Raw genomic sequence first — 21,435 nt, 5'->3', positions numbered from 1 at the left:
TCCCCGCGGGAGTTGACGGCCGTTCCCGCTGGTCGCATGAGCCGGGCCCCCCGGGTCTCACCCCTCCGGGTGGGACCGCCCGACCGGGCGACCGGTGCCCCGCTCAAGCCGTGCCGCCGCCGTGCCGATCACCCGGTCAGGTGACCGGAGGACCACCCTCCGCACCCTGCGTGCAGCGAGGAGGAGTCGTCGTGCCGGATCAGTCCGTGCTCGTGGTGGAGGACACCCAGGAGATCCGCGAGCTCGTGACCACGGTGCTGGAGCGCGCCGGGTTCGCCGTGCGGGCCGTGGGCACCGGCGGCGAGGCGCTCGAGGAGGTGCGGCGGGAGCCGCCGGACCTGATCGTGCTCGACCTCGGGCTCCCGGACGCCGACGGCACCGAGGTGTGCCGTCGGATCCGCGCCGAGACGCCCTGCTACGTCCTGATGCTCACCGCCCGCGCCGAGGAGGTCGACCTGCTCATCGGGCTCGCCGTCGGCGCCGATGGGTACATGGCCAAGCCGTTCTCCCCACGCGAGCTGACCGCGCGCGTGCAGGCGATGCTGCGCTTCCCGCGCACCGCCGCGCCGGCGACGTCCGAGCCCGCCGCGGTCCTCGAGTCGGTCCGCCGGCTCGCGGAGCTGGAGGTGGACGAGGACAGCCGCGAGGTGCGCGTCGACGGCGCCGTCGTCGACCTCACGCGGACCGAGTTCGACCTGCTGGCGGCACTGGCGTCGCGGCCGGGTCGCGTGCTGCAGCGGGAGACGCTGCTGCGCGAGGTCTGGCAGACCGACTGGGAGGGCAACCTCCGGCTGGTCGAGGCGCACATGTCCAACCTGCGCCGGAAGCTGGTCGCGGCCGGCCTGCACTCACCGGAGATCCGCACGGTGCGCGGCGTCGGCTACCGCCTGGTCGCCGCCTAGCCCCCCGCCCGAGGCATAGGAAGCTATGCACCCGTCTGGGGGCCGCGAGACGCCGGTATAGCTTCCTATGCCTGCAGAGGGCCGGGGGCGCTCAGACGCCGGCCAGCTCCTGCAGCCGGGCGACCCGGGAGTGCGCGAGCACCCCGCGGCGGGCGTCGGCGGCGATCTCGCGGCAGATCGAGGCGACCTCCGGGTGCCCGAGCTGACCGCTGGTGCCGGCCAGGGTGTGGGCGGCGAAGGCGACGGCAGGCGCGTCGCCGGACCGGGTGTGCCAGTCGATCGCGGAGAGCCGGGAGGGCAGCGCGTCGGTGTAGACGCCCTGCAGGCGCGCCATCAGCTCGGCGTCCACCAGGTCGGCGTCGGTCGCCACCCCGTCGGGGAGCCCGGCCGGTGCGCCCGGCCCGGTGGTCCGGCCGCGCAGGAAGTCGAGGACCACCCGCGCGGTCACGGGTGTGGCCAGGGTGGCGAGGGCGCCGGCGGCGGCCGCCTCGGCACGCACCTCGTCGGTCGGTGCGGCGGTGACGACGACGAAGCGGGCGCGGGAGCCGTTGCGCCGCATCCGGCGGAGCATCTCGGTGCCCGTGCCGCCGGGCAGCTCCTGCTCGGTGACCACCACGTCGAGGTCGGTGACCAGGGCGTGGCGCACCGCGTCCTCGGGACCGGCGGCCGGCTGCACGTCCCAGCCGGCCAGGCAGAGCAGGTCCGCGACCTGCTCGCGGACGGCGGCGTCCGGGGCGACGACGAGGGCGGTCAGCACCACACCGTCCCCGTCCTGGCGGACTCGGCGGTCCAGCCGTACTCCGTGTTCGTCGTGACCGTGTAGGTCGTGCCGGCGACGGCCGTGATGGTCGTGGACCGGGTGCTCGGGCCGACGGTCTTCTCGTTGACGACCGTGTCGTTCCGGTAGGCGGTGATGGTGTAGCCGCTGACCCGCGTGGTCGGGCTGGGAGCCCAGGTGACCCGGGCCTCGAGGATGAGGTTGTAGAAGTAGCAGCCGGCCCGCTCGGCGGTCACGCCCGTGGGCGGAGCCACCGTTCCGGTGCTGATCGTCGTGCCGACCGTGTCGGAGTTGCTCCAGGCCGCGAGGGCGGGGACTGCGCCGCCCAGGGTCACGGCGACGGCCAGGCCCGTGACGGCCAGGGCACGGCGGATGCGCGTCATGCTCGCTCCTCGGTCTCGTCCCGGGCGGGGCGCCAGATGGTCATCAGCAGCCAGCCGGCCAGCAGCGCGGGAGCGCCGTAGAGCAGGACCTGGCTGACGACCGGGGTGCGCAGCAGCTGGACCAGGTGGCCGACCTCGGGGACGACCACGCGGACCTGGTAGACGGTGTCGCCCGAGAGGCTCGCCGTCCACGGGTCGATCGCGGCGTTGGCGTCGCCCTTCGTCTGCACCGTGACGCTGCCGTCCTCGGCGCGGTCGACGGAGACGACGCGGTGGGTCACGAGGCTGTGGTCACCCACCGGCATGTGGTACGTGATCACCATGCCCTCGGTGAGCTCCGTGACGTCGGTCGGGGTGGCGATGGTGATGTCGCCCGGCTCGATCTCCGGGGCCATGCTCGCGGTCAGCATGGTCATGGTGCGGTAGCCGAGCACGTGCGGTCCGACGGCCAGGACGGCGAACGCCAGGACGGCGACCCCCATGGCTCCGCGGACCAGCCACGGGACCAGGCGGCCCACGATCTGGCGGGCCCGGCCGGCCGGCGAGCCGGCGGTGGAGCGCTCGCCCTCGGCCGGGAGCAGCGCGGCTGCCTCCGTGACCGGGACGGGGAGGACGGTGGTCATGGCGGGATCTCCGGGGGTCGTCGGATCGCGGTCAGCGGGCGGTGCCGGTGGCCTGCGTGCCGGTGAAGGTCAGGGTCAGCCCGGCGGTCTTGCCCTGGAAGGTGTTGTCGGCCGTGGTCGGCAGCGAGATGGTGAAGGTCAGGTAGTCCGAGCCGCCGACGTTCAGCGACTTCAGGGCGCCCAGGTCGAGAGCGTTGAGGACGGCGTCGGAGTCGAGCGTCGTCTCGCCGCTGGCGCAGCTGTAGGTCGGCCCGGTCGGGGTGGCCGTCTCCGTCCAGGCCACGGCGCAGGACTTGACCGACAGCTGCAGCCCGTTGACCTTGTCCGTGGTCAGCACGTTCGCGGCCGTGGTCGTGGTGGCGCTGACGTTGACCGCCGCGAGGGGGGCGCTGCCGTCGTTCTTCAGGGTGACCGCGCGGGTCAGGGTGTCGCCGGGCACGAAGTTGGTCGTCGTCACGGGGATGGCCGAGCCGGTCTTCGCGAGGTCGATGGAGACCGTGCCCGAGCTGATGGTCGTGTCGACCGAGGTGCTGTCGGTGAAGCTGCCGAAGGTACCCAGGCCGGCGACCGCGGCAGCGGCGCCGATCACGCCGAGCGAGCCGACGACCTTGCGGGCGGTGGAGCCGGCGGTGGTGGCGGTCTTGGTGCTCATGTCCTGCTTCTCCCGTGTCCGTGGAGCCACCGGTTCCTCCGGCGACACCAAGGACTCTGGCGGCCGATCCGCAGGCCCCCCGCCAGCGTTCCGCAAGGAATCCGCAAGATGGGCGCGTCCTTCCCCGCACCGTGGACGCAGCCGCGCCCCCCGTCCGGGAACGGGACAGGGGGCGCGGGGTGCGGGGCCGTGCTCAGGCGGCAGGCGCGACCGGCAGGGCCATGGTGAACGTCGTCCCGACGCCCTCGGTGCTGACCAGGTCCAGCGTCCCGCCGTGCGCGGTGGTGATCGCCTTGGTGATGGTGAGCCCGAGGCCGACCCCCGGAACGGCGTTGCGCTGGGCGGTGGAGGACCGGAAGAACCGGGTGAACAGCTGGCTCTGCTCGCCCGCGGGGATGCCCATGCCGGTGTCGGAGACCGAGAGGAGGGCGACCGGCTCGGCGCCGGGGAGCGCCTGCTCGGCGATCTCGCCGTCGGTGGTGCGCCACGCGGACCGGAGGACCAGGCGCACCTGCCCGCCGGAGGGGGTGAACTTCACCGCGTTGGACACCAGGTTGTCGCACGCCTGGCCGAGGCGGACGGCGTCCCCGGAGACGGCCAGACCGTCCTCGGGCACGTCGACGACGAGCTGCACGCCCGCGTTGGCGGCGGCGACGCGGGCGGTCTCCTCCGCGGCGCGGACCACACCGGCCAGGTCCACGTCGGCCGGCTGCAGGGTGAACCGGCCGCTCTCCACCTGGGCGGTGAAGAGCAGGTCGCCGACCAGCCGGAGCAGGCGCTGGGCGTTGCGCTCGACCGTGGTCAGGTACTGCCGCTGCTCGTCGGTGAGCGGCTGGTCCTCGTCGTCCATGACCAGCTCGAGGTAGCCGAGGATGGAGCTCAGCGGGGTGCGCAGCTCGTGGCTGATCAGGCTCACGAACTGGTCCTTCATGCGTTCGGTGGCGCGTGCCTCGGTCATGTCGGTGCCCACGAAGTTCCAGCCCGCGTGGACGCCGCGGTCGTCCGAGCGCGGCGTGATGGCGACCGAGACGGTGCGGTGGCTCCCGTCGGCGGCGACGTAGGTCCAGTCCCGGACGTCGCTGCCGCGCTCGCGGGCGGCGTGCACCAGGGCCTCCAGCCCGGTGCCGCAGGCGCAGTCCTCGGCGGCGGCGGTGAGCTCCTCGGGCAGGTGGAAGTCCAGGATCGAGCGGGTGCGCACGACGTCCGGGCGCAGCAGGCCCAGCATCTTCTCGGCGCCGGGGTTCCAGACGCGGATGGTGCCGTCCCGGTCGGTGCCGATGATCGACTGCTCGGTGACGGCGTCGATGACGCTGGTCATGGTCTGCGCGCGGGCGGCCAGGATGCGGGAGGCGGTGTCCAACTCGTCGGCGCGGCTCTGCACCTGCTCCAGCAGCGCGGCCTGCTCGCGCTGCAGCCGCTCGATGTGGCGCTCCTGCGTGGTGAGGCGGTGGGCGTGCTCGCGGACGGCGAGGCTGCCGACGGCCACCACGAGCGGCCCCAGCAGCAGGGCGCCCGGCAGCTCGACGGCCGCGGGGAGCGAGGTCACGACGTGGGGGACCGCCAGGACCCCGGTGGTCAGGGCCACGGCCACCGGCACCCCCCGGCGGCCCGGGTGGGTGGCGAGCGCCCACAGCGGGCCGAAGAGGAGGAACAGCATCGTCGGGGAGGCGGTGCCGGCGTAGAGCAGGCCGACGGCGGTGAGCTGCGCGACCGGGACGGCCAGGGGCCCGGCGGCCGCGCGCCGGGCGGACCAGTCCACCGCGGTGGCGGCCGACGCCAGGACCAGGCCGGCCTGCACGACGCCGGGTCCGACGATCGGCACGGAGCCGGCCACCAGCAGCACAGCGGCCGCGGAGAACAGGAGGGTGGACGGCAGCGGCCCGCTGAGGGCGACCTGCCACGACCGGTGGTCGAGGAGCGGGCGGCGGGGCCCGGTGGACCGCGCCCGGTCGGGGACGGCGACGGTCATGCCGCCGGCTCCCGCACGCTGAGGTCGCGGACCTGGCGCACCAGGCCGGACACCGTGAAGGGCTTGGCCAGGTAGGCGTCCGCACCCGCGGCCAGGCCGCGGGCGATCTCGTCGGGGGAGGCGCCCGCCGACAGGAGCAGGATCCGGATGCCGGCGGTGGACGGGTCGGTGCGCAGGGCCGAGCAGACCTCCAGCCCGGTCATGCCGGGCATGGAGACGTCGAGGACCGCGAGGTCGGGCAGCTCCGCCCGAGCGGCGGCCAGCGCCGTACCGCCGTCGGGCGCCGTCGTGATCACCTGGCACCCGGCCTTGCGGACGGCGAGGGTCACCAGGTCACGGATGTCGTCCTCGTCGTCGGCCACCAGCACCCGGACGGTCCCGGTGGGGCCGGGCCGGGCCGGGGGGCCGGCGGACTGCAGGGCCGGGTCCACGGGAGCTCCCGTCGGTCGTGGTCACGCACCGCGGGCGCGGTGGGACCGGTGGCGTCGTCCCGGGGAGGAACGGCGCCCCGACGAGGGGCCTGCAGCGCGGACGGCGGTGGCTCACCCCTTGGGGGTGGGGCCGCACAGCACTGCGCCCCGCCGGGAGAACCCGGCGGGGCGCAGTGCGGAGAGTGCGGGGAGACCCCGCGGCTGTCAGGAGCCGGACTTGCTCTGCACCGACTGCTTGGACTGCTGTGCCTGGCCCTGCACGGACTGCTTGGACTGCTGTGCCTGGCCCTGCACCGACTCCTTGGACTGCTGGGCCTGGCCCTGCACGTCCTGGGCGGCCGACTGGCCCTCCTGCTTGACGGTCCCGGCAGCGTCCTGCGCGGTGGACTTGACCTCTTCCATCGCGTGCTGCGCGGCCGGCTTGAGCTGGTCGCCCATCTCCTGCGCGGCATCCTTCGCCGGCTGGAGCAGCTGGTCCTTGTGCTCGCGGAAAGTGGACTCGGCCTGCTGCGCGAGCTCCTGCTCCTTCTGCGAGGCGGGGAGCAGGCTGGAGATCAGCCAGCCCGCACCGAAGGCGATCAGCCCGGCGGCGAGCGGGTTGCCCTGTGCCTGGCGCACGATCGTGTCCGGTGCCTGCTGGACAGCGCCGACCGCGGACGAGGCCGCGTTCTGCACGTTGCCGGCCGCATCGGACGCCGCGCCCTGCACGGTGCCTGCGGCGTTGGACGCCGCGCCCTGCACGGAGCCCGCCACGTCGGAGGCCCGGTGCTGGGCCGAGGCCTGGGTGTCATGGGCCGAGCCCATGACCTTGTCCTTCAGGTTGCTCATGCGTCCCTTGGCGGCGGTCACCCGCCGGTCCACGACGCGGGACGGGTTGACCTTCTCGTTGAGGGCATCGACGTCGTAGCTGAGCTCGCGCCGGGTGTCCTCGATCTGCCGCCGGATGACGTCCGGGTCACTGCTGGTCATGGTTGCGACTCCTCGCGGTCTGGTGGTCAGTGGGGCTTCAGCGCGCCGGGCACCTGCTGGAGGGTGTCCACGGTCCGCTCGGGCTTCGGGTTGACCTGCTGGAACTTCTTGCGGCCCATCACGAAGGCGACGGCCCCGACGACGCCCCACAGGATCGCCACGATCAGCGCGGCGAGCCCGGCGTCCATCACGTTCTCCAACGCCCACCAGAGGGCGAAGGACAGGAACATCAGGACCATGTAGCCGGCGAAGCCGGCGGCGCCGAACATGCCGGCACCCTGCCCGGCCTTCTTGGCCTCGGTCTTGAGCTCGGCCTTGGCCAGCTCCAGCTCCTGGCGCATCAGCGTGGAGAGGTCCTTGGTGACCTCGCCGATGAGCGCACCGACCGAGATGCCTTCGACATCGGGGTGACCGGCGTCGGTGGTCGGGGTGCCCATGTTGCCGCTGTACTGCTGGCCCTCGGAGTAGTCGGCCGCGTAGTTCTGCGACGACGGGTCCGCGTAGCCCTGGGGGGTCGCCCCCGCGGGGGTGGCTCCGGAGTAGGGGGTGCTCATCAGCGCACCTCACCGGGCCGGCGAGCCGGGTCGTCCCAGCCCGCGGGCGTGGCCGGCGGCACCATGCTGCCGGCGGGCGGGACCGTGCCGTACGGCGGCGGGGGCAGCGGGGCGCCCGTGCCGGTACCGGTCCCGGCGCCGGTGGTGGCGCTCGAGTAGTCCGAGTACGTCGGCGCGGGGTCGACGTAGTTCGTCTGCGTGCGGTGCTGGCCGTTGCCGCCACCGGAGCCGGAGTCGCTGTGCGCGGCCTTCGCCCCACTGGTCAGGCGGCCGGCGGCGACGCCGGCGACAGCCGCACCCAGCAGGAACATGCCGGGCTTGCGGCGGGCGAAGCGACGGACCTCGTCGAGCAGCTCGGCCGGCTCCTTGTTCTGCAGCATCGAGGCGAAGCCCTCGACCGAACCCGATGCCTGCTGGAGCAGGTCGCGGACCGGGCCGGGGGCGCCTTCGCTGCTGCCGTCGGCGAGCCCGCGCATCTGCTGCGCGATGGCGTTCAGGCCCTCGGCCGCCTTCTGCTGCTGCGAGACCGTCTGCTCCTTGAGCTGGGAACGGCCCTGCTCGAGCAGGTCCTTGGCCTGGCGCTGCGTCTCGTTCGCCACCTGCTTGGCCTGGTCGGCAGCGGTCGAGGCGACCTGGCTACCGGCCTGGGCGGCGGTCTGCCCGACCTGACGCGCCTCGTCCTTGGCGACGTCCTTGGTCTGCTGGGCCTCGCCCTTGGCGACGTCCTTGGTGTGCTTGGCCTCGCCCTTGGCGACGTCCTTGGTCGACGAGCTGTCGGTCGTGGTGGTGCTGGCGCCCGTCGTGGTCGGAACCGGCGGCGGGAACGGGGCATCGATGGAGTGAGTCATCGGTCCTCCTCGGCATGCTTCGTGGTCGGTGGTGGCGCTACCCCGCCGCCGTTGCGGCACACATCCGGGCGGTTGTTCACCGGCCCGGGTGGCCGTTCCGACGACGGCTCGGCGCCGCTGATGTCGAGCGGGAGAGCTGACCGAAGTCGCCCGGCGCATCCATGCGTCTCGGGGCGGGACCGGGGAGGCGAGGGAGGGCAGCGTCAGCGCTGCGCCGTCCCTTGCGCCGCTCGCTAGAGCACCGTTCCGCGCAGCGGGTGGGGTACCCGGGGCCGGGGGTGGATCAAACCGAAGATCAGCCGGACCAGCGGAATCGGGGCGGCCGGCGCTCGCCGAAGGCCGCCACGCCCTCGGCCAGCTCGCCGGCGGTGATGGTCTCGCGGTAGCGCGCCGCGGCCAGCGTCTCGCCGTCCCCGCCGTCGCCGAGGTCGGCCACGACCTCCTTGGTGGCGCGCTGGGTGAGCGCCGAGCGGGAGGCCAGCACGTCGGCGAAGCGGCGCACCTCGGCCTCGAGCTCGTCGGCCTCGACCAATCGGTCGACCAGGCCGGTCCGCAGCGCGGTGGGTGCGTCGATCAGCTCGCCGCTGTACAGCAGGTACTTGGTCGTCGCCGGTCCGACGAGGTCGACCAGCGCCTTGGTGGACGACGGGGTGTAGACGATGCCGACCTTGGCCGGCGTGACCCCGAAGACCGCCGACGGGTCGGCGAACCTCAGGTCGCAGCAGGTGGACAGCTCGACCCCGCCCCCGATGCAGTGGCCGCGGACCACCGCCACCGTCGGCTTGGGGAAGGTGCGCAGCGCCGCCTGCGCGGCGAGGTTGTGCCGCCGGACGTCGGCCATCGGGTCCTCGGGGTCGTCCCCGCAGAGCAGGTCGGAGATGTCGGCGCCCGCGCAGAAGCTGGGGCCGGCGCCGGTCACCAGCAGCACCCGGACCGCGGGGTCGTCGGCGAGCGGGGCGAGCACGGCGGGCAACGCCGCCCACATGCCGACCGTCATGGCGTTGCGCTTCTCGGGCCGGTCGATGGTGAGGACGGCGACGGAGCCGTCCCGTGTCACGCGGAGGTGGTCGGTCATCTCAGCCCAGGTCGTCGGTGGCGAAGGTGTCGCAGCGACTGGGGTCACCGGTGTCGTACCCGGTGCGGAACCAGCGCTGCCGCTGCTGGGAGGAGCCGTGGGTGAACGCGTCCTGGTCCACCGTGCCCCCGCCCAGGTTCTCCTGGATGAAGTCGTCGCCGATGCGGCCGGCGGCGTCCAGGGCGCGGGCGATGTCGTCGTCGGTGATCTCGGCGATCAACGGCTGCCCCGACTCGTCGGGGACGGTCTCGGCGTGGTTGGCCCAGGCGCCGGCGAAGCAGTCGGCCTGCAGCTCGAGGCGGACGGTGCCGCTGGTGGGCCCGCTCTCGCCGGGGGTCACCTGCTGGTTGATGCCCAGCAGGTTCTGCACGTGGTGGGCGTACTCGTGGGCGATAACGTAGGCGTTGACGAAGAGGCCGCCCTGGGCGCCGAACTGCTGCTCCAGCTGGTCGAAGAAGCTCAGGTCGATGTACACCAGCTGGTCGGCCGGGCAGTAGAACGGCCCCGACCCGCTGGTCGCGCCGCCGCAGGAGGTCTGCACCGACCCGGAGAAGAAGACGGTGTCGGTGGGGACGTAGTCGGGGCCCAGCACGCCGGTCCAGTAGTCCTGGATCGACTCGATGTCGGCCACCACGGCGCACTCCACCGACGCGTTCGCGTCGGCGCCGGTCCGGCAGTTCTCCTCGAGCCGGCCGTTGTCCGTCGTCTGCCCCTGGTCGAGGCCCGACAGCCCGCCGACGCCGGCGCCGGCGCCGCTGCCGCCGTCGCCGCCCCCGAGGACCTGCAGCAGCACCACGACGAGCAGGCCGACCACGCCGAGGCCGCCGCCGCCGACGGCGAGCCCTCGGCCACGGCCGCCGCCGAACCCGCCACCGCCACCGCCACGGATGTCCCGGACGCTGGACGTGTCGAGGTCGGCGCCTTCGCTGTACCGCATCCCGTTGCTGCTCCTCCCGCTGACCGGCCGTCCGAACGGTGCCACCGGTCGCCGGGTGCCCGCGACCCGGGCCGTCGGGCGGACCCGCTGCACGACGCCTAGATTCACCTGCATGCCGTTGGAGGGTGAGTACGAACCGAGTCCGCAGCAGTGGGTCCGCGACCAGGTCGAGCGCTACGAGGCGACCGGCGGCCGCGAGGCGAACACGCTCCGGGACACCGGGATGCCGGTGGTCATCTTCAGCACCCGCGGCGCGCGCAGCGGCAAGGTCCGCAAGCAGCCGCTGATGAAGGTCGAGCACGACGGCGTCTACGCGATGGTGGGCTCGCAGGGCGGTGCGCCCACCGACCCCGCATGGGTCGCCAACCTCCGGGCGCACCCCGACCAGGTCACGGTGCAGGACGGTCCCGAGCCGTGGGACGGCGTGGCGCGGGAGATCTCCGGCGCGGAGCGGGCGGAGTGGTGGGAGCGGGCCGTGGCCGCCTACCCCTCCTACGCGGACTACCAGGAGAAGACCGACCGGCAGATCCCGGTGTTCCTCGTCGAGCGCCGCTGACCCGCGTCCGGCCGGCGCCGGTCAGGGCCAGTCGTCCGCGAGCCGGGCGACGGCGGCCCGCAGGTCGGCGTCCCAGGCGGTGAACGGCTCGGCCTCGGGCGCACCGGCGCGGGCCCGCCCGGGGAGGCGCCAGGTGCCGGTGATCCGGCCGTCGACGACCACGGTGGGCCGGAAGACGCCGTTGCGCCCCGGCACGATCCGCTCGGCGAACGCCGGGTCGAGCACGGCGCCGCGGTCGGCGTAGCCGAGCACGAACTCGTCGAAGCCGGGCAGCAGCAGCGGTGCACGGGCCTCCTCGCGGTGCGCGGCGTACCGGTCCGCGGTATCCGGGTCGAGGAAGTACTCCGTGCCGTCCACCTCGATGCGCTCGAGCTGGTCCCGCGCCGCGGCCAGGCCGGCGCGGACGTCCCGCACGGTGGTCCCGGCCCAGCGGACCAGGTCGCGGACGGTGGCCGGGCCGTGCCCGCGGAAGTACCGGAGCGCCAGCTCGGCCAGCGCCTCCTCGCCGGCCAGCCGGCGGGGCCGGCGCACCCACTCGTCGAGGAGCACGAACAGTTGCTCGCCGTCCCGTGTCGGGCCCAGGCAGATGGTGCCGGTCTGCGCCAGGAACCACAGCAGGTGGTATCCCCGCTGTCCGGTGGTCGCGACGCCGCCCGCCTCGATGGCCGACAGCAGCGCACCGCGGGGCAGCCGCCGGCCACCGGTCAGGGCGGCGACGGCCAGTTCCCGGGCGCGCTCGGCATCGGCGTCGGTGAGCCCCAGGGAGGCGCGCCGCCCGGCCAGCCCGGTCAGGGCCCGGGGGCCCAGCAGCTCCAGCAGCCAGGGCAGGTCCTCGGCCGGGAGCAGGTGCAACGTGCCCCGCATCGGCCAGGAGCGCACGACCGTGCCCTCCTCCAGCGCGCGGAGCACGGACTCCCGGTCGCGCGTCGCGCTGCGCAGGGCCACCGCGGCGACCGCGCCCGGGAAGTCCTGGCCCTGCAGTGCTCCCAGCCGGCGGACGGCCGCCGCGGGGTCGGGCGCCGGTGGCCCCGCGAGCCGCTGGGCCACCAGACGCATGAGGGCCACGTCGTGCAGCGTCGTCACGGGTGCACCGTGGCAGACGGTTACGACGGCGGGACCATCCGGCACTCGACGCGGTGCCGGGGCCGCGATCCCTGGGAGACTGCCCCGGTGCGGGCGGAGGACTGGGACCGGCGGTACACCGAGCAGGCGCAGTGGTCGGCCGGGCCCAACGAGCTGGTCGCCGAGCTGCTGGCCGGCCTCCGGCCCGGCGCCGCGGTCGATCTCGCGGCCGGCGAGGGACGGCACGCGCTCTGGCTCGCCGATCGCGGCTGGCGCGTGACCGCGGTGGACTTCTCCGCCGCCGGCCTCGACCGCGGCCGCGCCCGGCCGGACGCCGACCGGGTGGACTGGGTGACCGCCGACGTCCGCACGTGGACGGCGGCACCCGGCTCCCTGGACCTGGTGCTCGTCGCCTACCTGCATCTCCCCGCGCCGGAGATGGCCGGCGTGCTGACCCGCAGCGTCGGCTGGCTGCGGCCCGGGGGCCGGCTGCTGGTCCTCGGCCACGACGTCGGGAACCCGGCCGAGGGGGTGGGCGGGCCGCAGGACCCGGAGATCCTGCACAGCGTCGACCGTCTCGAGCCGGTCGCGCGGCTGCTCGACGTCGACCGGCTGGCGCAGGTGCGCCGGTCCACGCCGACCGGCGTCGCGCTCGACACCCTGCTCTGGGGACGGCGGCCGGTCTGATCCGCGGCGGCGCCGGTAGCGTCGTCGGGTGTGATGGGCATGGGTGGGGCAGGCGGACCGGAGGCGGAGCGGCGCCGGCGGCTGGTGGCGGCGCTGGTCGTCCTCGCGATGGTGCTGGCGGCCGGCGCGACGGTGCTCTCGATCGCGCTCGGCTGAGCGGCCGGGGCCTTTGGTCCCTGGCGCGACGGGAGGCGGAACGACACCGTATGGAACTGCCGCGGCCGTTCCCGGTCGGGCTCCCCGACCCGGAACGAAGGATCGCCGATGACCCTGGTCGTCCCGCCGAGCGCCTCCGGACCCGCCGCCGACGAGCCCACCGGGCCGGCCGACGACGTCCGCACCGTCCAGGACCTCCCCGGCACGCTGCGGGCCACGGCGCCGGGTGACGACGCCGTGAGCGCGGCGGTCGGCCGGCTCAGCGGCGAGTTCTCCGGCCGGGTGGACCGCCGGCTGCTGGTCCGGGTCGTGCGGGACTGCCGGCGGGACCTCGGGGGGTCCCCGGTCGGGGCGCTGCCCGAGCTGGTGGAGCGGCTGGCGCGCTACCGGTTGGACCGGCACATCGGCTGAGCGCCCGGGAACCGGTTTGCCCGACGGGGCAGGATGGCGGCGTGGGATACGTCGACGTGAGCGGGGTCCGGCACACGCTCTCCGACGGGCGGGTGCTGCTCGACGACGTCGCCTTCCGCGTCGGCGAGGGTGCCCGCGCGGCCCTGGTCGGGGAGAACGGCGCCGGCAAGACGACGCTGCTGCGGATCATCGCCGGCGACCTGTCGCCCGAGGCGGGCTCGATCGCCCGCACCGGTGGCCTCGGGGTGATGCGGCAGTTCATCGGCTCGGTGCGGGACGACACCACTGTCCAGCGGATGCTGGTCGACCTCTCGCCGCCGGCCGTCCGCGCCGCCTGGGACGCCGTCGAGGCCACCGAGCTGGCGCTGATGGAGTCCGACGACGAGCGTGCGCAGATGGCGTACGCCGGGGCGCTGGCGGAGTGGGGTGACGCGGGCGGCTACGAGGCCGAGGTCACCTGGGACACGGTGACCGTGGCGGCGCTGGGCGTTCCGTACGAGCGGTGCAAGTACCGGGAGCTGTCCACGCTCTCCGGTGGGGAGCAGAAGCGGCTGGCGCTCGAGGCGCTGCTGCGCGGGCCCGACGAGGTGCTGCTGCTCGACGAGCCGGACAACTACCTCGACGTCCCCGGGAAGCGGTGGCTGGAGCAGCGGCTGCTCGAGACCCGCAAGACCGTGCTGTTCGTCAGCCACGACCGGGAGCTGCTGGCCCGCGTCGCCGACCGGGTGGTCACCGTCGAGGGCGGGACGGCGTGGGTGCACGGCGGCGGCTTCGCCAGCTACGCCGACGCGCGGACGGCGCGGCACGAGCGGCTGGCCGAGCTGCGCCGGCGCTGGGACGAGGAGCACCAGCGGCTGGTCGACCTCGTCCGCACCATGCAGCAGCAGGCCGCGAACTCGCCCGACATGGCCAACCGGTACCACGCGATGCAGACCCGGCTGGCGAAGTTCGAGGCGGCCGGCCCACCGCCGGAGCGGCCTCCGGAGCAGAAGGTGGCGATGCGGCTGCGCGGCGGGCGCACCGGCGTGCGCGCGGTCATGGCCGAGGAGCTGGAGCTGTCCGGGCTCATGCGGCCGTTCGACCTGGAGATCTTCTACGGCGACCGGGTCGGCGTCCTCGGGGCGAACGGCGCGGGCAAGTCGCACTTCCTGCGGCTGCTGGCCGGGCAGTCGGTCGCGCACACCGGCAGCTGGCGGCTGGGTGCCCGCGTCGTCCCCGGGTTCTTCGCGCAGACCCACGCGCACCCGGACTGGCAGGACCGCTCGCCGGTCGACCTGCTGTGGCACGGCGAGCCGGGCCGGCCGGGGGTCGACCGCGGGCGGGCGATGGCCGCGCTGCGTCGCTACGGGCTGGCCGAGGCCGGCGACCAGCCGTTCCGGACGCTGTCCGGCGGGCAGCAGGCGCGGTTCCAGATCCTGCTCCTGGAGCTGTCGGGCGCCACGCTGCTGCTGCTGGACGAGCCGACCGACAACCTCGACGTGCTGTCGGCCGAGGCGCTGGAGGAGGCACTGGCCGCATTCGACGGGACCGTCCTCGCCGTGACCCACGACCGCTGGTTCGCCCGGTCGTTCGACCGGTTCCTCGTGTTCGGCGCCGACGGCCGGGTCTACGAGTCGGCCGAGCCGGTCTTCGACGAGACCCGGGTGGTCCGGGCCCGCTGACGCGGCCGGCCGGCCACCCGAGGGGTGGCCGGCCGGGTCGTCGCGTCGGTGCTACTGGATCGCGTAGAACACCCGTGCGTCGGAGTCGAAGCTCATCGTCGGCTCGACCGAGAGCCGGCCACCGGTGATGGCGGCCGTGGGCACGTCCATGCAGAACTGGAAGGTGTCGATCCCGCCGGGGTTGAGGGTCGGCGCCTCCAGGGCGTCGTCCGGCACGACGGCCGAGCACTCGCTGTCGCTGTACTGCCGGTTGTCCGTGCCGTGGAACACGGCGGTCAGGTCCCATCCGGGCATGCCCTCGGTGTCCCCGGTGTAGGTCACCGTGAGCTGGGTGAGGACGTACTGCCCGGCCGGCGGCTCGTTGAACTGGTTGGCGCCGGCCACCGTGGCGTTGCCGTCCAGCGTGACCGAGTCCACCGTGACCTGGTAGTCGCCCACCTGCGCCGGTACGCCCAGGGCGACCGGGGTGGTCTCCGGCGAGTCGGCGGGGTCCGCCGCCTCGAGGTCGGTGGTCGCCGTGTCGACGCTCTCGTCGATGCTGCGCTCGACCTCGTCGATGACCTCCGAGTAGAACGCCTGCGTGGCGATCACCACGACGACGGCGAGGACTGACGTCACCAGACCGGTGATCGCCATGCCCATGCCGCCGTGGGTGCCACGGCGGGCGCGGAGCAGGGCCGGGATGCCCAGGGCCAGGCCGACCACGGCGACGACGGCGGCGACGTTGTTGATGATCGGCACCCAGCTGAGCAGCAGCGCGATGATGCCCAGGACCATCGAGGCGATGGCGAGCCCGTTGCCCTTCTTGGGCGGCGGGTAGTAGGCGGGCGGCGGGCCGTACTGCTGGTACGGCGCCTGCGCGGGGTGGGACACGTACGGCTCCTTCGGAGGGCTGAGGGATACGGATCGGGACCGTATGTGCATCTCCACCCGGCCCCCCGCACGTCGTCGTCGACACCGTCAGGGGGTCACCTCGTGTCCCACGGGCCACGCCAGGGGACCGGGTCGCCCGGTCGGCTCGGTCGCCTCGCACGACGAGGGGACGCGTCGGTCTCCCGGCGGGTAGGGCATGATGACAGTGGAAATCATTCCCGTTCCCATCATGGAGACCCGATGCGCCGCCGCTCCCGCCCTGCTGCCCTGGCTCTCGCCGGGGCTGCCACCCTCGTTCTCGCCGCCTGCGGTGGCGACGACGCCGGCGGTGTCACCACCACTTCCGGGGACGCAGCGGCCTGTCCGGGCGACGTCGTCGACGTGGTGGTCTCCGTCGGTCAGTGGGGCGACGTGGTGGAGGCCCTCGGCGGTGACTGCGCATCGGTGACCACCGTCATCAGCTCGACCGCCGTCGACCCGCACGACTTCGAGCCGACCGCCGGCGACATCGCGGCCTTCCAGGAGGCCGAGCTGGTCGTCCTCAACGGCGCCGACTACGACCACTGGGCCGAGGACGCCGCAGCCGCCGTCGACCCCGCGCCGGTGGTACTGGACCTCGCCGACGTCGCCGGTCTGGAGACGGAGGAGCACGCCGAGGAGGAGGCCGAGCACGCCGAGGAGGAGGGGCACGGCCACGGCGGGATCAACCCGCACATCTGGTACTCCCCGGAGTACGTCCAGCAGGCCGCCGAGGCGGTCACCGCCGAGCTGAGCGAGCTCTCGCCGGACGCCGCGGACCATTTCGCCGAGCGCGCTGCCGCCTGGGAGGAGGAGCTGGCCCCCTACCTCGCCGAGATCGAGTCGCTCCAGGCCGCGGCGGGCGGGCGCACCTACGCGGCCACCGAGTCGGTGTTCGAGTACATGGCCGAGGCGATCGGGCTGACCGACGCCACCCCGGAGGGCTACCGGGAGTCCGCCAGCAACGAGGCCGAGCCGGCGCCCGGTGACCTCGCCGAGTTCGAGGCCGCCTTGTCGGCCGGTGAGGTCGACGTGCTGGTCTACAACACGCAGACCGAGGGTGGGGTGCCCGAGCAGCTGCGCGCGTCGGCCGAGGCCGCGGGGATCCCGGTCGTCGAGGTCACCGAGTCCGCGCCCGAGGACGCCTCGTTCGTCGACTGGCAGCTCACCCAGCTGCGCGCCCTGTCCGACGCCCTGCAGGCCTGACCGCCCGTCGCCACCGCCGCCGGGGCAGCTCAGTCCTCGTAGGTGTCCGCGGGCGGGTCGATCGGCCGGACCGACACCGGGTCGATGACCGCCTCCGGGTAGTCGCCGGCGGGGTGCCGCGCCGGCAGCGCCCAGGTGCCGATCACCTCGACCCACTGGTCGACGGCGAGGTCGCCCCGCGCGCCGTCCACGACGACCGTGATGCCGACGGCGTCGGCGGCGCAGCAGGCGATGGCGATCCGGCTCACGTACCAGCCGCCGCCCTGCCGCGGGGTGACGAAGCCGGTCAGCCTGATGCGGCGGCCCTCGAGGGTCGAGGCGTCGTCCCCCAGGGCCGCCAGGCGGTAGGTGTTCACCGGGACGGTCACGTGGTCCTGCCCCGGGTCGTCCGGCCCCATGTCGGCGGCGGCGCCGGCCGGCAGATCCGCGGGCTGGGACTGCCGGGTGACCGTGAACGCCCCCAACGCCGGCGGGGCCACGAGCGCGAGCACCACGGCCGGCAGGAGCAGCAGCCACGAGACCGGCGGCGCGTGGTGCCCGTGCGCGTGCATGTCGTCGGCGGTCGCGCGGCGGGCGCGCCACCACCGGAGGAGGCCGAGCAGCCCGACCACCAGGAGCACGCCCGCCGCGATCAGCAGGAACGGCCGGAACCCGGCCCGGACGTAGGCCAGGTGCGCGTCGGTCAGCGCCACCTGCAGCACGAAGGCGCCGAGGAGCAGCAGGACGACGTGCTGGGTCACCCGGTCCACGGCGGCCTCACAGCAGGACGGCGCCGACGCCGACCGCGGCCAGCACGGCGACTACGAGGGTGACGGGCGCGAATCGGGCGGCGAACCGTGGGCCGAAGGTGCCGGCCTGCAGGGCGATCAGCTTGACGTCGACCGCCGGCCCGACGACGAGGAAGACCAGCCGCGCGGTGGGGGAGAACCCGACCATGCTCGCGGCGACGAACGCGTCGGCCTCGGAGCACACCGCCAGGACGACGGCGAGCGCGGCCAGCACCAGCACGGCGAGGACGGGGGAGCCGGCCACCGCGTCGAGCCAGGCCCGGGGGACGACGGTGGTGAGCGTCGCGGCGGTCAGGCCGCCGACGACGAGGAACCCGCCCGCGTGCAGCAGGTCGTGCTGGACGGCGGCGCGGAAGGACTCCGCCCGGCTCTCGCCCGCGGCGGGGACGTGGCCCTCGCGGAGCCGGAGCCAGCCGGGCCGGCCGAACGAGGCCCACAGCCACCCCATCACCAGCGCCACGAGCGCGGAGGCGAGGAAGCGGGCGAGGACCATCTCCGGCTGGCCCGGGAACGCCACGGCGGTGGCCACGAGCACGACCGGGTTGATGGCCGGGGCGGAGAGCAGGACGCCAGTGCGGCCGCCGGTGCGACGCCCCGCCGGATCAGGCCGCCGGCCACCGGCACCGAGGCGCACTCGCAGCCCGGGAGCACCGCACCGGCCAGCCCGGCGACCGGCACCGCCGCCGCCGGTCGGCCGGGCAGCACGTGGGCGAAGAAGGACGCCGGCACGAAGGTGCTGATCGCGGCCGACAGCAGCACGCCCAGGACCAGGAACGGCAGGGCCTGCAGGCACACGGCCACGAACACCGTGGACCACGCCTGGACGGCGGGCTGGTCGAACACGGCCGGCCGCAGGAAGTGCAGGACGGCGATCGCCGCGAGGACGGCGAGCAGGGCGTCGCCGGAGCGCGTGCCCCCGCGGGGGGCGTCCCGCGCCTCGGGGTGGGGGGCCGTCGTCGGCGGTGCGCTCGACATGGTCCCCTCCTCCCTGCCGGGAACGGTTCGCGTTCCAGCCGGAGACCCTGTCACAGCCGCCGGACGCCGGGGGTGTGCGCCGGGGGTGTGTCCGGTGCGCGGCCGGGATCAGCCGGCGGCGCGGCAGGCGGCGCAGGTGCCGAAGATCTCGAGGGCGTGGCTGAGGTCGGCGAACCCGTGCTCGCCGGCCACCTCGTCGGCCCAGCGCTCGACGGCCGGGCCGGCGACCTCCACGGTGCGGCCGCAGTCGCGGCAGACCAGGTGGTGGTGGTGCTGGCTGCTGCACCGGCGGTAGAGCGCCTCGCCGGTGTCGGTGCGGATGGAGTCGAGCTCCCCGTCGTCGGCCAGCGACTGCACCGCGCGGTAGACGGTGGAGAGCCCGACCCGGCCACCGGCGGCCCGGAGGCGGGCGTACACGTCCTGGGCGCTGTGGAAACCCTCCAGGTCGGCGAAGAGCGTCCGGATGGCGTCGCGCTGCGGGGTGGGACGGGTCACGGACTCCATCGTGGCACGGCAGGGCCGGGCGACGGCTCAGCCGAACGGGCGGCCCTCACCCCGGTAGGTGGGGAGCGCGCCGGTCAGCCGCTCGCCGGCCAGGGCGTGCAGGACGCCGACGTGCTCGGCGGGCTCGCCGGCCCCGCGCGGCGGCCGGCCCGGCAGGGCGTCGGGCACCCGGCGACCTGGGCCTCGTAGGCCATGAGCCCCACCGGCCGGAAGCCCGCGCGCCCGGCGACCGTCCGGACCAGGGCCCTCGTCAGAGGTCGACGACCGGTCCGCCGGTGCCGCCGATGCGGTCCAGCTCGTCCAGCTCGGCCGGCCCCAGCACGCGCGCGCCCGCCTGCAGGTTCTCCTCGAGGTGGGCGATCGAGGAGGTGCCCGGGATGAGCAGCAGGTTCGGGGAGCGGGCCAGCAGCCAGGCCAGCGCGACCTGCATCGGCGAGGTCTCCAGACGGCGGGCGACCGTCTCCAGGGCGGCGGATTCCAGCGGGCTGAACCCGCCGAGCGGGAAGAAGGGCGTGTAGGGGATGCCCTCGCGGGCCAGGGCGTCGATCAGCGGGTCGTCCGCCCGGTGCACCAGGTTGTAGTGGTTCTGCACGCACGCCACCGGGGCGATCGACCGGGCCTCGGCGAACATCTGCGGCGTCACGTTGCTGATGCCGAGGTGGCGGACGAGCCCCTCCTGCTGCAACGCGGCCAGCGCCTCGAACGGCTCGGCGAGCGAGCGCTGCACCGGCTCGGCGAACCCGGGCATGCGCAGGTTCACCACGTCGAGCGCCTCGACGCCGAGGTGGTCGATGTTCTCCTGGACGGCGCGCCGCAGGTCGTCGGGGTCCAGGGCCTCGGGCCAGCCGCCGTCCGCGTCCCGGCGGGCGCCCACCTTGGTGACGATGATCAGGTTCTCGGGGTAGGGGTGCAGGGCCTCGCGGATCAGCTCGTTGACGACGGTCGGGCCGTAGTAGTCGCTGGTGTCGATGTGGTCGACGCCGAGCTCGACCGCGCGGCGGAGCACGGCGACGGCGGCGTCCCGGTCGGCCGGCGGGCCCATCACGTGCGGACCGGCCAGCTGCATGGCCCCGTAGCCCAGGCGGTGGACCTCGCGGTCACCCAGGCGGTAGGTGCCGGAATTCTCGGCGGTGGGGATCGTCATGGCTCTGCCCTACCCGCTGCCGGGCGGCCATGCGCGGCCGGGCGGGGAGGGATCTCGCCCTCCCCGCCCGGCCCGGCGTCACGGCTGGAGCAGCACCTTGACGGCGCCGTCCTTCTTCTCGCGGAAGTTCGCGTAGGCCTCGGGCGCCTGCTCGAGCGGCACGCGGTGGGTGGCGAACTCGTCGACGCCCAGCGGGTCACCTTCCAGGAGCAGCGGCAGGATGTCGGGGACCCAGCGCCAGACGTTGGCCTGGCCCATGCGCAGCTGGATCTGCTTGTCGAACATGCGCATCAGGGGCAGTGGGTCGGTGGCGCCGCCGTAGACGCCGGAGAGCGAGATGGTGCCGCCGCGGCGGACGGCCTCGATGGCGGTGTTCAGCGCCGCCAGTCGGTCGATGCCCGCGACCGTCATGACCCGCTCCATGATGGCGTCGGGGACGATCGCCGTCGCCTTCTGCGCGAGGGAGGCCAGCGGGGAGCCGTGCGCCTCCATGCCGACGGCGTCGATCACCGCGTCGGGGCCCCGCCCGTCGGTGAGGTCGCGCACCCGCGCGACGACCTCGGCCTGGTCGGTCGAGTCGATGACGGTGATGCCGTTGCGGCGCGCCCGGGCCAGCCGCTCGGGAACGACGTCGGAGGCGATGACCTGCCCGGCGCCCAGGTGCTTGGCGATGCGGGTGGCCATGTCGCCGATCGGGCCGAGGCCCAGCACCAGCACGCTGCCGCCCTCGGGGATGCCGGCGTACTGGACCGCCTGCCACGCGGTGGGCAGCACGTCGGAGAGGTAGACGAACCGGTCGTCGAGCGGGGCGTCGGGCACCTTGATCGGCAGCGTGTTGCCGAAGGGGACCCGGAGGTACTCGGCCTGGCCGCCGGGCACCTGGCCGTAGAGCTTCGTGTAGCCGAACAGCGACGCACCCATGCCCTGCTCACGGTTCTGCGTCGTCTCGCACTGGGAGTGCAGTCCCTGCGCGCACGTCCAGCAGGTGTTGCAGGAGACGTTGAAGGGCACGACGACGCGGTCGCCGGGCTTGACGGCGGTGACGTCGCGGCCGACCTCGCGCACGATGCCCATCGGCTCGTGGCCCATGATGTCGCCGACGGTCATGAAGGGCGCCAGCACCTCGATGAGGTGGAGGTCGGACCCGCAGATGCCGCTCGACGTGATCTCGACGATGACGTCCGTCTGGTCCTGGATGGTGGGGTCCGGAACGGTGTCCACCCGGACGTCTGCTCGTCCGTGCCAGGTCACTGCGCGCATGCGAAATCTCCTC

Annotated in this window: 24 protein-coding genes and 1 pseudogene; 6 read left to right on the top strand and 19 right to left on the bottom strand. The window is 74.3% G+C overall.

Annotated features, from left to right (window positions below; all coding sequences use genetic code 11):
* Positions 1–191 precede the first annotated feature (191 nt).
* The gene (locus tag ACI79T_RS07365; protein ID WP_456609397.1) at positions 192–902 is read left to right on the top strand and encodes a response regulator; all 711 of its coding nucleotides are present in this window, start codon (positions 192–194) and stop codon (positions 900–902) included.
* A 91-nt stretch (positions 903–993) separates the two neighbouring features.
* On the opposite strand, the gene ACI79T_RS07360 is transcribed toward ACI79T_RS07365, so the two are convergent.
* The 11 genes from ACI79T_RS07360 to ypfJ all read right to left on the bottom strand — a co-directional run bounded on the left by ACI79T_RS07360 (position 994) and on the right by ypfJ (position 10,121).
* A complete protein-coding gene (locus tag ACI79T_RS07360; RefSeq protein ID WP_456609396.1) occupies positions 994–1,662 on the bottom strand; it encodes a response regulator in 669 nt (222 codons plus the stop codon).
* A complete protein-coding gene (locus tag ACI79T_RS07355; RefSeq protein ID WP_456609395.1) occupies positions 1,653–2,063 on the bottom strand; it encodes a hypothetical protein in 411 nt (136 codons plus the stop codon). Before ACI79T_RS07355 ends, ACI79T_RS07360 begins: the two co-directional genes overlap by 10 nt.
* Positions 2,060–2,686, bottom strand: a complete 627-nt coding sequence (locus ACI79T_RS07350) for a signal peptidase I (protein WP_456609394.1) — start codon at positions 2,684–2,686, stop codon at positions 2,060–2,062. Before ACI79T_RS07350 ends, ACI79T_RS07355 begins: the two co-directional genes overlap by 4 nt.
* 31 nt (positions 2,687–2,717) lie before the next feature.
* A complete protein-coding gene (locus tag ACI79T_RS07345) occupies positions 2,718–3,338 on the bottom strand; it encodes a TasA family protein (RefSeq protein ID WP_456609393.1) in 621 nt (206 codons plus the stop codon).
* A gap of 193 nt (positions 3,339–3,531) precedes the next feature.
* Complete coding sequence (locus tag ACI79T_RS07340) at positions 3,532–5,307, bottom strand: ATP-binding protein (RefSeq protein WP_456609392.1); 1,776 nt, start codon at positions 5,305–5,307, stop codon at positions 3,532–3,534.
* Positions 5,304–5,738, bottom strand: coding sequence for a response regulator transcription factor (locus ACI79T_RS07335; protein ID WP_456609391.1), 435 nt, complete (start codon positions 5,736–5,738; stop codon positions 5,304–5,306). The genes ACI79T_RS07340 and ACI79T_RS07335 overlap by 4 nt, the downstream gene beginning before the upstream one ends.
* 204 nt (positions 5,739–5,942) lie before the next feature.
* On the bottom strand, positions 5,943–6,707 hold the full coding sequence (locus ACI79T_RS07330) for a DUF3618 domain-containing protein (protein WP_456609390.1): 765 nt from the start codon (positions 6,705–6,707) through the stop codon (positions 5,943–5,945).
* Between the two features lie 26 nt (positions 6,708–6,733).
* Entirely contained in the window at positions 6,734–7,261 is a 528-nt protein-coding gene (locus ACI79T_RS07325) for a phage holin family protein (protein WP_456609389.1), read from the bottom strand.
* On the bottom strand, positions 7,261–8,109 hold the full coding sequence (locus ACI79T_RS07320) for a hypothetical protein (protein ID WP_456609388.1): 849 nt from the start codon (positions 8,107–8,109) through the stop codon (positions 7,261–7,263). The genes ACI79T_RS07325 and ACI79T_RS07320 overlap by 1 nt, the downstream gene beginning before the upstream one ends.
* Before the next feature lie 295 nt (positions 8,110–8,404).
* Complete coding sequence (locus tag ACI79T_RS07315; RefSeq protein ID WP_456609387.1) at positions 8,405–9,184, bottom strand: enoyl-CoA hydratase/isomerase family protein; 780 nt, start codon at positions 9,182–9,184, stop codon at positions 8,405–8,407.
* A gap of 1 nt (position 9,185) precedes the next feature.
* Positions 9,186–10,121, bottom strand: a complete 936-nt coding sequence (ypfJ, locus tag ACI79T_RS07310) for a KPN_02809 family neutral zinc metallopeptidase (RefSeq protein ID WP_456609386.1) — start codon at positions 10,119–10,121, stop codon at positions 9,186–9,188.
* Positions 10,122–10,233: 112 nt separating this feature from the next.
* Between ypfJ and ACI79T_RS07305 the strand changes: the two genes are divergently transcribed.
* Positions 10,234–10,677 (top strand): nitroreductase family deazaflavin-dependent oxidoreductase, encoded by a 444-nt coding sequence (locus tag ACI79T_RS07305; RefSeq protein ID WP_456609385.1) that lies wholly within the window; start codon positions 10,234–10,236, stop codon positions 10,675–10,677.
* A gap of 21 nt (positions 10,678–10,698) precedes the next feature.
* Here the strand turns inward: ACI79T_RS07305 and ACI79T_RS07300 are convergent, their stop codons facing one another.
* A complete protein-coding gene (locus tag ACI79T_RS07300; protein WP_456609384.1) occupies positions 10,699–11,760 on the bottom strand; it encodes a winged helix DNA-binding domain-containing protein in 1,062 nt (353 codons plus the stop codon).
* 87 nt (positions 11,761–11,847) lie between these two features.
* Here ACI79T_RS07300 and ACI79T_RS07295 point away from each other — a divergent pair, with 87 nt between their 5' ends.
* From ACI79T_RS07295 to ACI79T_RS07285, 3 genes are all read left to right on the top strand, one after another.
* A complete protein-coding gene (locus ACI79T_RS07295; protein WP_456609383.1) occupies positions 11,848–12,426 on the top strand; it encodes a class I SAM-dependent methyltransferase in 579 nt (192 codons plus the stop codon).
* Between the two features lie 264 nt (positions 12,427–12,690).
* Positions 12,691–12,993, top strand: coding sequence for a three-helix bundle dimerization domain-containing protein (locus tag ACI79T_RS07290; protein WP_456609382.1), 303 nt, complete (start codon positions 12,691–12,693; stop codon positions 12,991–12,993).
* A gap of 41 nt (positions 12,994–13,034) precedes the next feature.
* Positions 13,035–14,654, top strand: coding sequence for an ABC-F family ATP-binding cassette domain-containing protein (locus ACI79T_RS07285; RefSeq protein ID WP_456609381.1), 1,620 nt, complete (start codon positions 13,035–13,037; stop codon positions 14,652–14,654).
* Positions 14,655–14,705: 51 nt separating this feature from the next.
* Here the strand turns inward: ACI79T_RS07285 and ACI79T_RS07280 are convergent, their stop codons facing one another.
* Positions 14,706–15,527, bottom strand: coding sequence for a DUF4190 domain-containing protein (locus ACI79T_RS07280; RefSeq protein ID WP_456609380.1), 822 nt, complete (start codon positions 15,525–15,527; stop codon positions 14,706–14,708).
* Positions 15,528–15,767: 240 nt separating this feature from the next.
* Between ACI79T_RS07280 and ACI79T_RS07275 the strand changes: the two genes are divergently transcribed.
* Positions 15,768–16,751 (top strand): metal ABC transporter solute-binding protein, Zn/Mn family, encoded by a 984-nt coding sequence (locus ACI79T_RS07275; protein WP_456609379.1) that lies wholly within the window; start codon positions 15,768–15,770, stop codon positions 16,749–16,751.
* A gap of 29 nt (positions 16,752–16,780) precedes the next feature.
* Here ACI79T_RS07275 and ACI79T_RS07270 read toward each other — a convergent pair whose 3' ends face one another.
* From ACI79T_RS07270 to ACI79T_RS07245, 6 genes and pseudogenes are all read right to left on the bottom strand, one after another.
* Entirely contained in the window at positions 16,781–17,491 is a 711-nt protein-coding gene (locus tag ACI79T_RS07270; RefSeq protein ID WP_456609378.1) for a TIGR03943 family putative permease subunit, read from the bottom strand.
* A 16-nt stretch (positions 17,492–17,507) separates the two neighbouring features.
* Positions 17,508–18,514: pseudogene (locus ACI79T_RS07265) on the bottom strand (permease).
* A 108-nt stretch (positions 18,515–18,622) separates the two neighbouring features.
* Positions 18,623–19,018 (bottom strand): Fur family transcriptional regulator, encoded by a 396-nt coding sequence (locus ACI79T_RS07260; protein WP_456609377.1) that lies wholly within the window; start codon positions 19,016–19,018, stop codon positions 18,623–18,625.
* 27 nt (positions 19,019–19,045) lie between these two features.
* Positions 19,046–19,186, bottom strand: coding sequence for a hypothetical protein (locus tag ACI79T_RS07255; protein WP_456609376.1), 141 nt, complete (start codon positions 19,184–19,186; stop codon positions 19,046–19,048).
* A gap of 82 nt (positions 19,187–19,268) precedes the next feature.
* Positions 19,269–20,162 carry an oxidoreductase gene (locus ACI79T_RS07250; protein ID WP_456609375.1) on the bottom strand — a complete coding sequence of 298 codons (894 nt, stop codon included), beginning with the start codon at positions 20,160–20,162 and terminating at the stop codon, positions 19,269–19,271.
* A gap of 78 nt (positions 20,163–20,240) precedes the next feature.
* A complete protein-coding gene (locus tag ACI79T_RS07245) occupies positions 20,241–21,422 on the bottom strand; it encodes a zinc-dependent alcohol dehydrogenase (protein ID WP_456609374.1) in 1,182 nt (393 codons plus the stop codon).
* Between the last annotated feature and the right edge of the window lie 13 nt (positions 21,423–21,435).

This window comes from Blastococcus sp. SYSU DS0619, from assembly GCF_054051035.1.
This window is presented reverse-complemented; position numbering and strand designations above follow the sequence as displayed.

Coding starts and splice junctions, on each gene's coding strand:
- ACI79T_RS07355 (WP_456609395.1), bottom strand. CDS start 2,063: ATGACGCGCATCCGCCGTGCCCTGGCCGTCACGGGCCTGGCCGTCGCC.
- ACI79T_RS07350 (WP_456609394.1), bottom strand. CDS start 2,686: ATGACCACCGTCCTCCCCGTCCCGGTCACGGAGGCAGCCGCGCTGCTC.
- ACI79T_RS07345 (WP_456609393.1), bottom strand. CDS start 3,338: ATGAGCACCAAGACCGCCACCACCGCCGGCTCCACCGCCCGCAAGGTC.
- ACI79T_RS07340 (WP_456609392.1), bottom strand. CDS start 5,307: ATGACCGTCGCCGTCCCCGACCGGGCGCGGTCCACCGGGCCCCGCCGC.
- ACI79T_RS07330 (WP_456609390.1), bottom strand. CDS start 6,707: ATGACCAGCAGTGACCCGGACGTCATCCGGCGGCAGATCGAGGACACC.
- ACI79T_RS07325 (WP_456609389.1), bottom strand. CDS start 7,261: ATGAGCACCCCCTACTCCGGAGCCACCCCCGCGGGGGCGACCCCCCAG.
- ACI79T_RS07320 (WP_456609388.1), bottom strand. CDS start 8,109: ATGACTCACTCCATCGATGCCCCGTTCCCGCCGCCGGTTCCGACCACG.
- ACI79T_RS07315 (WP_456609387.1), bottom strand. CDS start 9,184: ATGACCGACCACCTCCGCGTGACACGGGACGGCTCCGTCGCCGTCCTC.
- ypfJ (WP_456609386.1), bottom strand. CDS start 10,121: ATGCGGTACAGCGAAGGCGCCGACCTCGACACGTCCAGCGTCCGGGAC.
- ACI79T_RS07305 (WP_456609385.1), top strand. CDS start 10,234: ATGCCGTTGGAGGGTGAGTACGAACCGAGTCCGCAGCAGTGGGTCCGC.
- ACI79T_RS07290 (WP_456609382.1), top strand. CDS start 12,691: ATGACCCTGGTCGTCCCGCCGAGCGCCTCCGGACCCGCCGCCGACGAG.
- ACI79T_RS07275 (WP_456609379.1), top strand. CDS start 15,768: ATGCGCCGCCGCTCCCGCCCTGCTGCCCTGGCTCTCGCCGGGGCTGCC.
- ACI79T_RS07260 (WP_456609377.1), bottom strand. CDS start 19,018: ATGGAGTCCGTGACCCGTCCCACCCCGCAGCGCGACGCCATCCGGACG.
- ACI79T_RS07250 (WP_456609375.1), bottom strand. CDS start 20,162: ATGACGATCCCCACCGCCGAGAATTCCGGCACCTACCGCCTGGGTGAC.
- ACI79T_RS07245 (WP_456609374.1), bottom strand. CDS start 21,422: ATGCGCGCAGTGACCTGGCACGGACGAGCAGACGTCCGGGTGGACACC.